This is a genomic window from Pseudomonas sp. fls2-241-TYG-175 (assembly GCF_030209155.1).
Taxonomy (GTDB): domain Bacteria; phylum Pseudomonadota; class Gammaproteobacteria; order Pseudomonadales; family Pseudomonadaceae; genus Aquipseudomonas; species Aquipseudomonas viridiflava.
Genome location: NZ_JARVSO010000038.1, coordinates 18,732 through 30,769 on the forward strand (window position 1 = coordinate 18,732; position 12,038 = coordinate 30,769).

Genomic DNA, 12,038 nt, shown 5'->3' on the forward strand with positions numbered 1-12,038 from the left:
CAACGTGTTCAGTCAGCAGATTACGTGTTGTTTGATAAGAGCGGACTTGTCCGCGAATACTGTATTTCAGACGATGAATATTCGTCGGATGTAATGGCCTTCGCGGACAAGTCCGCTCCCACCGTGTTTGCTGCGCGACCGCGCTACGTCGAAGACGTAGCGAGGCCTCTTATCTACAGAGTCAGAGCCATCAAACGCCCAGGTAATCCAGAATCCCTTCAGCCGCATTACGGCCTTCGAAGATTGCGGTAACCACCAGGTCGGAGCCGCGAACCATGTCGCCACCGGCGAAGATTTTCGGGTTGCTGGTCTGGTGCTTGTACTGCGACTGCTCGGGCGCAATCACGCGGCCCTGGCTGTCGGTGTTGATCGTGAAGGGTTCGAACCATGCAGCCGGGCTCGGGCGGAAACCAAAGGCGATGACCACGGCGTCGGCCGGGATGATTTCCTCGGAGCCCGGAATCGGCTCGGGGCTGCGACGGCCACGGGCATCCGGCTCGCCGAGACGGGTCTCGACCACTTTCACGCCCTCGACCTTGTCTTCACCGACAATGGCGATCGGCTGACGGTTGTAGAGAAACTTCACGCCCTCTTCCTTGGCGTTCTTCACTTCCTTGCGCGAACCCGGCATGTTTTCTTCGTCGCGACGATAGGCACAGGTCACGGATTTGGCACCCTGACGGATTGACGTGCGATTGCAGTCCATCGCGGTGTCGCCACCGCCCAGTACCACGACCCGCTTGCCTTTCATGTCGACGAAATCTTCAGGCGACTTTTCGAAGCCCAGATTGCGATTGACGTTGGCGATCAGGAAGTCGAGTGCATCGTGTACGCCCGGCAGGTCTTCACCGGCAAAGCCGCCTTTCATGTAGGTGTAGGTGCCCATGCCCATGAACACGGCATCGTATTCTTCAAGCAACTGGTCGATGGTGACGTCCTTGCCGACTTCGGTATTGAGACGGAACTCGATACCCATGCCGGTGAACACCTCGCGACGATGGCTCAGCACGCTCTTCTCGAGCTTGAACTCGGGAATGCCGAAGGTCAGCAGACCGCCGATTTCAGGGTTCTTGTCGAACACCACCGGCGTTACCCCGCCACGCACCAGCACATCGGCGCAACCCAGGCCCGCAGGTCCGGCACCGATGATTGCCACGCGCTTGCCGGTCGGCACGACCTTGGACATGTCGGGACGCCAGCCCATGGCGAAGGCGGTGTCGGTGATGTACTTCTCGACCGAACCGATGGTCACGGCGCCGAAGCCGTCGTTCAGGGTGCAGGCACCCTCGCACAGACGGTCCTGCGGGCATACGCGGCCGCAGACTTCCGGCAGGGTGTTGGTCTGGTGCGACAGCTCGGCCGCCGCCAGGATATTGCCCTCGGCGACCAGCTTGAGCCAGTTGGGAATGAAGTTGTGCACCGGGCACTTCCATTCGCAATACGGGTTACCGCAGCCCAGGCAGCGGTGCGCCTGATCGGCGGACTGCTGGGGCTTGAAGGGTTCGTAGATCTCCACGAACTCTTTCTTGCGCTGACGCAGCAGCTTCTTCTTCGGGTCTTTACGCCCGACATCGATGAACTGAAAGTCGTTACTTAGACGCTCGGCCATTCTCTAGAACCTCTACACGACAGCTTCAGGCCATGGCCGTGAAGCTGCAGGAAATCATGTTCGCAGGCATTCGCGCACTGCTGTGGTCGTGCGGCGTGAAACACGCCGCGTGCAGTTGCGCTTATTGCGGGTTCGCCCGGGTGCTGGAGAGCAGCGACTTCAGGTTGGCAGCCTTGGGCTTGACCAGCCAGAAACGACGCAGGTAGTCGTCCAGGTTTTCCGCAAGGTTGCGACCCCATTCACTGTCGGTTTCCGCGACATACTCGTTCAGCACGGTCTGCAGGTGGGTGCGATAAGCCTCCATCGCCTCGCCGCTGATGCGCTGGATTTCAACCAGCTCATGATTGACGCGGTCGACGAACGTGTTGTCCTGATCCAGCACGTAGGCGAAACCGCCCGTCATGCCGGAGCCGAAGTTGTAGCCGGTCTTGCCGAGGACACAGACGAAACCGCCGGTCATGTATTCGCAGCAGTGATCGCCCGTGCCTTCCACAACCGTGTGGGCACCGGAGTTACGTACCGCGAAACGCTCACCCGCCGTGCCCGCCGCGAACAGCTTGCCGCCGGTTGCGCCGTACAGGCAGGTGTTGCCGATGATCGCACTTTCGTTGGTCTTGAACGGGCTGCCCTTGGGCGGCACGATAACCAGCTTGCCAGCGGTCATGCCTTTGCCGACGTAGTCGTTGGCATCGCCTTCCAGATACATGTTCAGACCACCGGCGTTCCACACGCCGAAGCTCTGACCGGCCGTGCCCTTGAAGCGGAACGTGACCGGCGCCTTGTTCATGCCCTGGTTGCCATGCAGACGAGCGATTTCGCCGGAGATCCGCGCGCCGATGGAACGGTCGCAGTTGCAGATATCCATCTCGTACTCGCCACCGCTGAGGGCTTCGATGGCCGGTTTGGCCAGCTCTACCATCTTCTCGGCCAGCAGGCCCTTGTCGAACGGCGGGTTGCGATCCACGAGGCTGAACTGAGGCTTGTCAGCCGGAATGTGGTCGCTGCCCAGCAACGGCGTCAGATCCAGATGCTGCTGCTTCTCGGTTTCGCCCGGCAGTACTTCCAGCAAGTCGGTACGGCCGATCAGCTCTTCCAGCGAACGCACGCCCAGTTTTGCCAGCCACTCACGCGTCTCTTCAGCCACATAGGTGAAGAAGTTGATCACCATATCGACGGTGCCAATGTAGTGATCCTTGCGCAGCTTCTCGTTCTGGGTCGCAACGCCGGTGGCGCAGTTGTTCAGGTGGCAGATACGCAGGTATTTGCAGCCCAGCGCGATCATCGGCGCAGTGCCGAAGCCGAAGCTCTCGGCACCCAGAATTGCCGCCTTGATCACGTCAAGGCCGGTTTTCAGGCCGCCGTCGGTCTGCACACGGACCTTGCCGCGCAGGTCGTTGCCGCGCAGGGTCTGGTGAGTTTCAGCCAGGCCCAGCTCCCACGGCGCACCGGCGTACTTGATGGAGGTCAGCGGCGAAGCCCCGGTACCGCCGTCATAACCGGAAATGGTGATCAGGTCGGCGTAAGCCTTGGCAACACCGGCCGCAATCGTACCGACGCCCGCCTCAGCTACCAGCTTGACCGAAACCAGCGCCGCCGGGTTGACCTGCTTGAGGTCGAAAATCAGCTGCGACAAGTCTTCGATGGAATAGATGTCGTGGTGCGGTGGTGGCGAAATCAGGGTCACGCCCGGCACTGCGTAACGCAGCTTGGCGATCAGACCGTTGACCTTGCCGCCCGGCAACTGCCCGCCTTCGCCAGGCTTGGCGCCCTGAGCAACCTTGATCTGCAGCACGTCGGCGTTGACCAGATATTCCGGCGTCACGCCGAAACGACCTGTCGCGATCTGCTTGATCTTGGAGCTGCGGATCGTGCCGTAGCGCGCCGGGTCTTCACCCCCTTCACCGGAGTTGGAGCGGGCACCCAGACGGTTCATCGCCTCGGCCAGCGCTTCGTGCGCCTCGGGCGACAGTGCGCCCAGCGAGATACCGGCAGAGTCGAAGCGCTTGAGAATCTCGGGCAGCGGCTCGATTTCGTCGATGCTCAGCGGCTGGTCGAGGGTCTTGACCTGCAGCAGGTCGCGAATCATCGACACCGGACGCTTGTCCACCAGCGAGGTGTATTCCTTGAATTTGCTGTAGTCGCCCTGCTGCACCGCAGCCTGCAGGGTGCTGACAACGTCCGGGTTGTAGGCGTGGTATTCGCCACCGAACACGAACTTGAGCAGACCGCCTTGCTGGATCGGCTTGCGCGGGCTCCAGGCTTCGGCCGCCAGGGCCTTCTGCTCGGCTTCGATGTCGACGAAACGCGCGCCCTTCAGACGGCTCGGCACACCGCGGAAGCTGGTGTTGCAGACTTCCTCGGACAAGCCAATGGCTTCGAACAGCTGTGCACCACGGTAGGACGCGACGGTCGAGATGCCCATCTTGGACAGGATCTTGAGCAGGCCCTTGGTGATGCCTTTACGGTAGTTCTTGAAGACTTCGTACAGATCGCCCAGCACTTCGCCGGTACGGATCAGGTCGCCCAGCACTTCGTAGGCCAGGAACGGGTAGACCGCCGACGCACCGAAACCGATCAGCACCGCAAAGTGATGCGGGTCACGGGCGGTCGCGGTTTCGACCAGAATGTTGCTGTCGCAGCGCAGACCCTGTTCGGTCAGGCGGTGGTGAACCGCGCCAACGGCCAGCGAGGCATGGACCGGCAGTTTGCCGGGTGCGATATGACGGTCGCTCAGTACGATCAGGGTATGACCGGAACGCACCGCTTCTTCGGCCTGATCGGCGACGTTGCGGACTGCCGCTTCAAGGCCCATCTGCTCGTCGTAGTTCAGATCGATGATGTAGCGTTCGAAGCCCGGCCGATCCAGGTTCATCAGCGAGCGCCACTTGGCCGGGGAAATGACCGGCGAGCTGAGGATCACGCGCGAAGCGTGCTCGGGCGACTCCTGGAAAATGTTGCGCTCGGCACCGAGGCAGATTTCCAGCGACATGACGATGGCTTCACGCAGCGGGTCGATCGGCGGGTTGGTGACCTGCGCGAACTGCTGGCGGAAGTAATCGTAAGGCGAGCGCACACGACGCGACAGCACGGCCATCGGCGTGTCATCACCCATCGATCCCACGGCTTCCTGACCCTGCTCGCCCAGCGGACGCAGCACCTGATCACGCTCTTCGAACGTGACCTGATACATCTTCATGTATTGCTTGAGCTGGTCGCTGTTATAGAAAGCCGAACCGTGGTCGTTGTCTTCCATGGTTGCCTGAATGCGCAAGGCGTTCTTGCGCAGCCACTGCTTATATGGATGACGCGACTTGAGGCGGTTATCGATAGCGTCGGTGTCGAGGATCTGACCGGTCTCGGTATCGACCGCGAAGATCTGGCCCGGACCGACACGGCCCTTGGCGATAACGTCTTCAGGCTTGTAGTCCCACACGCCGATTTCCGACGCCAGGGTGATGTAACCGTTCTTGGTGGTGACCCAGCGCGCCGGGCGCAGACCGTTACGGTCCAGCAGGCAGACCGCGTGGCGACCTTCGGTCATCACGACACCGGCCGGACCGTCCCACGGCTCCATGTGCATGGAGTTGTATTCATAAAACGCCCGCAGATCCGGGTCCATGGTCTCCACGTTCTGCCACGCAGGCGGGATGATCATGCGCACGCCACGGAACAGGTCGATGCCGCCAGTGACCATCAGCTCAAGCATGTTGTCCATGCTCGACGAGTCGGAACCGACGCGGTTGACCAGCGGCCCCAGCTCATCCAGTTCCATCAGGTCGTTGGTGAACTTGGTACGACGCGCCTGCGCCCAGTTGCGGTTACCGGTAATGGTGTTGATCTCGCCGTTGTGGGCGAGAAAGCGGAACGGCTGAGCCAGCGGCCATTTCGGCAGGGTGTTGGTGGAGAAACGCTGGTGGAACACGCAGATCGCGGTTTGCAGGCGCTCGTCGCTCAGGTCCGGGAAGAAGGCCGTGAGGTCGGCCGGCATCATCAGACCTTTATAAATGATGGTCTTGTGCGAAAAACTGCAGATGTAGTGATCGCTGTCAGCAGCGTTGGCAACCGATGAACGGCGACGCGCACTGAACAGCTTGATCGCGAATTCCTGATCACTCAGGCCTTCACCGCCGATGTAGACCTGTTCGATCTTCGGCAGACGCTCCAGCGCCAGACGACCCAGCACGCTGGTATCGATCGGCACCTGACGCCAGCCCACCAGTTCCAGGCCCTCGGCCAGGATTTCGCGGTTCATGTTTTCGCGTGCGGCTTCGGCTTTGGCGTCATCCTGATTGAGGAACACCATGCCCACAGCATACTGGCGGGGCAGATCGACACCGAAGTGTTCCTTGGACATCGCGCGCAGGAAGCCGTCGGGCTTCTGAATCAGCAGACCGCAACCGTCACCGGTCTTGCCGTCGGCATTGATGCCACCACGGTGGGTCATGCAGGTCAGGGCTTGGATAGCCGTCTGCAACAGGTGATGACTGGGCTCGCCTTGCATGTGTGCGATCAGGCCGAAACCACAGTTATCCTTGAATTCATCTGGTTGGTACAGACCTGCTTTCATAGACACTTTCTCACCAGGCTGCCTCTATGCGAGGCAAATTTCCTTTTAATTCAACCAATTACCTGACACGCCGAACGTACGCCGGCTTCGGACGGGCAAAACGGAGGTCATTGTACACAGCGACACTAGGGCTCACAAATTTAACGACGATTGGTGGATAATCAATGTCGCAATTGTGAAAGTTTTAAAGCGGGTCACTGTGGTAGTCAAAGTATTTCTTGAATAATCTGACTGAAGCGACTGAGACTGCGGAGCGTTTGTAACGCAGACGCCACAAGGCGCGCCCCGAAAAGGCGGCGCGCTCAAGCGGGTAAAGTCAGGTTTGCCGGGTGAGCGGCCTGGATAAGGCCGCTGCGACTTCAGCGAGTGGCGCCAAGCTCTTGTTGGATGCTTGCGACAGTACGAGGCCAAGGTTTACCAGCCTGAACCTTGGCTGGCAATACCTTGATGGCTGCCAGGGCGGCAGCACGGTCAGAAAAGTTACCGTAGGTCACCACATACAGCGGCTTGCCCTGCAGGGTTTTCTTGAAGTAACGGTACTCGCCGCCCTGCTCTGCCACGTAGGCCTGAGCCGTCGCTTCCGAGCTGGTGCCGAGGATCTGCACAACATAGTGGCCTGGCGCCTGACCGCTGTACCAGTTGCCACCGGCAGCCGGTTTGGCGGCAGCAGGCTTCTCGGCGGGTTTGGCGGCCGGCGCTGGAGCGGGTTTGGCAGTCGCCACCTGAGTCGGCGCTGGCGCAGGCTTGGCGGCGGGTGCAGGCTGAGTCGCAGAAGCGGCAGATGTCGGCGCAGGAATCGACGAGCGTGGCGTCTGAGCTGCAGCCTGACCGGCAGGAACACCGGCTGGCGGCGCAGTCGTGGTCACGGTCGGAGGCTGAGCGGGCGAGCCGGTTGGCACTGCGTCTTCGTCGGAATCACTCGAACCTGCCGCCTCGGCCAGCGGGCCGCGCATGACCGGTTGCGAGTTGCCACCCAGCGGCAACGGCATGGGCTGGGAGTTGCCCGCGAACTCGATGGCCGGGCCACCGTTGTTCGACTGCTGGGCAGATGGCGTGCCCTGCCCCAAAGGCAGTTGCGCCTGAGCGGAAGCAGGGTCACTGGCAGGTGTCTTGTCGCCACGGCCCGGGATCAGCACAGCGGCTGCCACGGCCACGAGCACGACAGCACCCAGAGCCAATACGTGTTTTTTCGGCATGTTGAACCCCACACTTGGACGCTTGACCGCAGAACGACTTGCGATCATCGCCTCGATCATTGAATCGCGGGCCACCTGGTTGATCGCCCCAGGCCAGCCATCGGACTGTTCATGGATATCGGTGATCTGGTCGGCAGTAAACAGTGCGATTCCCTGCCCTGCACCCTCCAGACGTTGAGCCAGATACTCCCGGGTTTCTTCTTCCGTATAAGGTTGCAACTCGATGACGTGAAAGCGCTCGCCCTCGACGTCGCCCTGCAGTTCGGCACACAACTGATCGAGACGATCGAGCAGTGACGGTTCGCCAAACAGGAATACGTGCGGGCGCCCTTCCGGCGTACCCGCTGCGAGACCCAGCAACGCTTCGAGCGCCGAATCGCCCAGTTGTTCCGCATCGTCAACCAGCAGGTACACCTCCTGCCCCGTCAGACCGAGCTGAACCACCTGCGACAGGATCGACTGCATTTCGGCATGGGCAACGCTCAGGGCCTGCGCGACTTGTTGCAGCACACCGGCCGCATCGCTGGCGCCCCGCGCCGAAACCACCACGCTCTGGACCGATTGTTTGTTGGTACTCGCTACCAGTGCCTGACGCAGCAGGGTCTTGCCGCTGCCCTGAGGCCCGGTGACCGCCAGCAACAACTGACTGTAACGCGCCAGATGGTGAAGCTGACCCAGCACCGGCTTGCGCTGGGCAGGGAAGAATTTGAAGCCAGGTACCCGCGCTGCAAAGGGGTCATGACTCAACTGGTAATGGCCGAGGAAGGCCTCGTCGGCGTGCAAACTAGTCATGGGTTTCCGTTAACCTCTAAGCTGATCCACCAGGGCGCGGTAATCCGCAACCAGAGTGGCCTGTAGTACTTCTTTTGGATAATCGTCCGTGATGACCGCTTCACCCATCTGACGCAGCAGCACCAGACGCAGGCGTCCGTCGATGACTTTTTTGTCGATTGCCATGTGTTCGAGGAAATGCTCCTCGGTCATGTCCTGCGGAGGCACCACCGGCAGACCGGCACGCTGGAAAAGACGTATGCCGCGGTCGCGGTCTTGCGTGCTGATCCAGCCCAGGCGCGAGGACATTTCCAGCGCCATGACCGTACCGGCGGCAACCGCCTCGCCATGCAGCCAGACACCATAGCCCATATGCGTCTCGATGGCGTGACCAAATGTGTGACCCAGGTTCAATGTCGCCCGCACACCCGACTCGCGCTCGTCGGCACCGACGACCAGTGCCTTGGCCGCGCAGGAACGTTCGATGGCCGTGGTCAATGCAGTCTGATCCAGCCCGCGCAACGCGTCGACATGCTCTTCGAGCCAAGTCAGGAACGGCTCGTCGCAGATCAGCCCGTACTTGATGACTTCCGCAAGCCCGGCGGACAGCTCACGCGCAGGCAGGGTATTGAGCGAAGTGGTGTCGATCAGCACGACACCCGGCTGGTAGAACGCACCAACCATGTTCTTGCCCAGCGGATGATTGATGCCGGTCTTGCCGCCCACCGAGGAATCGACCTGCGACAGCAGCGTGGTCGGGATCTGAATGAAGTTCACGCCGCGCTGATAGCACGCGGCGGCAAACCCGGCCATGTCGCCGATGACGCCGCCACCCAGCGCGATGACCGTTGTGCGGCGGTCATGGCGGGCCGTCAGCAGACCGTCGAAAATGGTTTGCAGGGTTTCCCAGTTCTTGAAAGCTTCGCCATCGGGAAGCACGATTGGCAGCACGTTATAACCGGCGAGCGTGCGGGTCAGTCGCTCCAGATACAGCGGCGCGACCGTTGTATTGGACACGATGGCCACCTGGCGCCCGACGATATGCGGGGTCAGGAGTTCGGGACGGTCCAGAAGGCCTTCGCCGATATGGATCGGATAGCTACGCTCACCAAGCTCGACCTTAAGTGTCTGCATGTGTCCCCACGTTGATTGCCGGTTCGACGGTTGCACACCTGGGTGCGTCAGGATGGCCATTGTGCCGGACCCTGTACCGTCGCTGTTTTATTGGTCGCCGAGGATAGCGCATTTTTGTCTGCGCTTTAACGGGGAGGAAGCTCGGCAAGACGCGCCAGGATGTCCAGAACCACCATACGCGGCGGCCGCTCGTCGGTTTCGACCACCAGATCGGCAATCTCCCGGTACAGCGGGTCGCGAATGGCCAGCAATTCGCCCAGCACGCGAGCGGGATCCGCCGTACGCAACAAGGGCCGATTGCGGTCGCGTGCCGTCCGGCCGACCTGCTGCTCGACCGACGCATGCAAATACACCACTCGTCCACCAGCGTGCAGCGCCTGACGATTTTCGCTGCGCATGACCGCACCGCCGCCCGTGGCCAGAACAACGCCATCGGCTTCACACAGTTCTGCAATCATGGCCTGCTCACGGTCGCGAAAGCCCGGTTCGCCTTCCTTGTCGAAAATCCAGGGAATATTGGCACCGGTGCGCAACTCGATTTCCTTGTCGGAATCCTTGAACGGCAGTCGCAACTCTTTGGCAAGCAAACGGCCGATGGTGCTCTTGCCAGCACCCATCGGCCCCACAAGTATTAAATTTCGCACAGAATCAACGACTCACAGCAATCGCCTGGTTGTTCATGATACGCGGTGTCAGAAATACCAACAGCTCGGATTTCGCCTCCGCCACCACGTCGCGCCTGAAAAGGCGGCCAAGATACGGCACATCACCGAGAAATGGCACTTTCTCTACAACTTTACTTTGCGTATTGGAGAACACCCCGCCGATCACGATGGTCTCGCCGTCGGAAATCAGCACCTTGGCGTTGACCTCGTTCTTCTTGATAGGAGGCACGCCCAGCACCGCATTGAGGTAATCAGGCTCGTCCTTGGTAACCTTGACCTCCATGATGATGCGGTTGTCCGGCGTGATCTGTGGCGTGACCTCAAGCGACAGGGACGCCTCCTTGAAGCTCACTGTCGTGGCACCGCTGGAGCTGGATTCCTGATACGGAATCTCCGTGCCCTTGAGGATCTTGGCAGTCTCCTTGTCGGAGGTGACGACCTTGGGCTGGGAGACGATTTCACCGTTGCCGGTCTTCTCCATAGCACTCAGCTCAAGGTCCAGCAGTGCATTGTTGGTCAGGAAACCGATCCCGACACCCGCCGTGGCATCTGGAGCACCCAGATCCACAAACGGAATGTTGGCCGTCAGATCGTTGCCCGTATTGCCTGCTTCATCGCCGTTATCGTCGAGACCGCCGACGCTCCACTTGCGCGACCGGTCGGTTCGCCCGCCCCAGCGCACGCCGATCTGCTTGTCATAGTCGACGTTGGCTTCGACGATTCGCGCCTCGATCATCACCTGACGTACCGGAATATCCAGCTGCGAGACGATACGGCGCAGCTCGTCGAGTCGATCCTGAGTCTGGTAGGCGATGATGTTGTTGGTGCGCTCATCCACGGTAATGGAACCACGCTCGTCCGCCTTGGACTCGGCGCTGGTGACCGACTGGAACAGCTTGGCGATGTCCGCTGCCTTGGCGTAATTGACCTGCAACAGCTCACGACGCAACGGGGCCAGTTCGGCAATCTGCTTGAGCGACTCCAGCTCCTGACGCTCACGCGCGGCGATTTCGTCAGCCGGGGCGACCAGCAACACGCTGCCGACCTTGCGCTTGTCCAGCCCTTTGGTCTTGAGCACCAGGTCCAGCGCCTGATCCCACGGCACGTTCTGCAGACGCAGGGTGATGCCGCCCTGAACCGTGTCACTGGCGACCAGATTGAGGTTAGTGAAATCGGCGATCAGTTGCAGTACCGAACGCACATCGATGTCCTGAAAATTCAGCGAAAGCTTCTCGCCGGTGTAGACCGGCTTGTCAGCAGCGCGACGATCCACGTCCTCATTGGTCAATGGGCGCACGCTGATGGTCAGCTTGTTTTCGGTCTGGAACGCCGAATAATCGAACGCACCCGATGGCTCGATGGAAATGCTGGCCTTGTCGCCGGACGCCGTGGCGCTGACGAATTGCACGGGTGTGGCAAAGTCTTTCACGTCCAGACGCACACGCAGCGGATCGGGCAATTGCGTCTTGGCGAAATCGACACGGATCTTGCCGCCCTGCTCCTGAATATCTGCAGCGATGCCGGCATTGCTCAGGTCGATGACCACGTTGCCTTCGCCCAGCTCACCGCGCTGGAAGTCGACATTGCGGATGGCTCTGACGCCCGCAGGCACATAGGGCCGCGCCGATGCCGGTGTGGGTGGCGGCACGGCGACCCGTGCAGCGCCCTTGGCGGTGGTCGGCTGCGAAGCCTGTGCCGCCGCCGCACCCTGACCGATCACCACGAACAGGTTGTTGCCATCGACGCGTGAGCTGTACGGCGAAAGCGTCGTCAGGTTGATGATGACTCGCGTACGGTCCTGCGCCTGCACAACCACCACACTGCGGGCATTGCCTGCGCCCAGATCACGGCTCTTGGTCGCCAGCTGGCTGGTCACGCCCGGCAGGTCCAGCGCAATGCGCGCAGGCTGCTCGGTGGTATAGCCGCGTGGCGCGGGCACCGGTGCATCAAAGGAAAGCTTGAGCTCGATTCGATCACCCGGCAGGGCTGCGACGTCGAGCGTCTTGAGATTGGCAGCCTGGAGAACCGGCGACATCATCGCTATCCATAACGAAACGCCGATAATCGAGAGAATCCGGGTCATGATCAATTTCCGT

Annotated in this window: 6 protein-coding genes; all 6 read right to left on the bottom strand. The window is 60.8% G+C overall.

Features of this window, described 5'->3' with window-relative positions:
- Window positions 1-190 precede the first annotated feature (190 nt).
- The 6 genes from QRN20_RS22275 to QRN20_RS22300 all read right to left on the bottom strand — a co-directional run bounded on the left by QRN20_RS22275 (window position 191) and on the right by QRN20_RS22300 (window position 12,025).
- Window positions 191-1,609 (bottom strand): glutamate synthase small subunit GltD family protein, encoded by a 1,419-nt coding sequence (locus QRN20_RS22275; protein ID WP_004882710.1) that lies wholly within the window; start codon window positions 1,607-1,609, stop codon window positions 191-193.
- Between the two features lie 121 nt (window positions 1,610-1,730).
- Window positions 1,731-6,176 (bottom strand): glutamate synthase large subunit, encoded by a 4,446-nt coding sequence (gene gltB / locus QRN20_RS22280; protein ID WP_122417890.1) that lies wholly within the window; start codon window positions 6,174-6,176, stop codon window positions 1,731-1,733.
- 359 nt (window positions 6,177-6,535) lie between these two features.
- On the bottom strand, window positions 6,536-8,164 hold the full coding sequence (locus tag QRN20_RS22285) for an SPOR domain-containing protein (RefSeq protein ID WP_122417891.1): 1,629 nt from the start codon (window positions 8,162-8,164) through the stop codon (window positions 6,536-6,538).
- 9 nt (window positions 8,165-8,173) lie between these two features.
- Window positions 8,174-9,277, bottom strand: coding sequence for a 3-dehydroquinate synthase (gene aroB / locus QRN20_RS22290; RefSeq protein WP_058432376.1), 1,104 nt, complete (start codon window positions 9,275-9,277; stop codon window positions 8,174-8,176).
- Between the two features lie 125 nt (window positions 9,278-9,402).
- Window positions 9,403-9,921: a shikimate kinase AroK gene (gene aroK, locus QRN20_RS22295; protein ID WP_004882714.1), complete on the bottom strand. Its 519-nt coding sequence runs from the start codon at window positions 9,919-9,921 to the stop codon at window positions 9,403-9,405.
- Between the two features lie 4 nt (window positions 9,922-9,925).
- Complete coding sequence (locus tag QRN20_RS22300; RefSeq protein ID WP_058432384.1) at window positions 9,926-12,025, bottom strand: type IV pilus secretin PilQ; 2,100 nt, start codon at window positions 12,023-12,025, stop codon at window positions 9,926-9,928.
- Window positions 12,026-12,038: the final 13 nt, after the last annotated feature.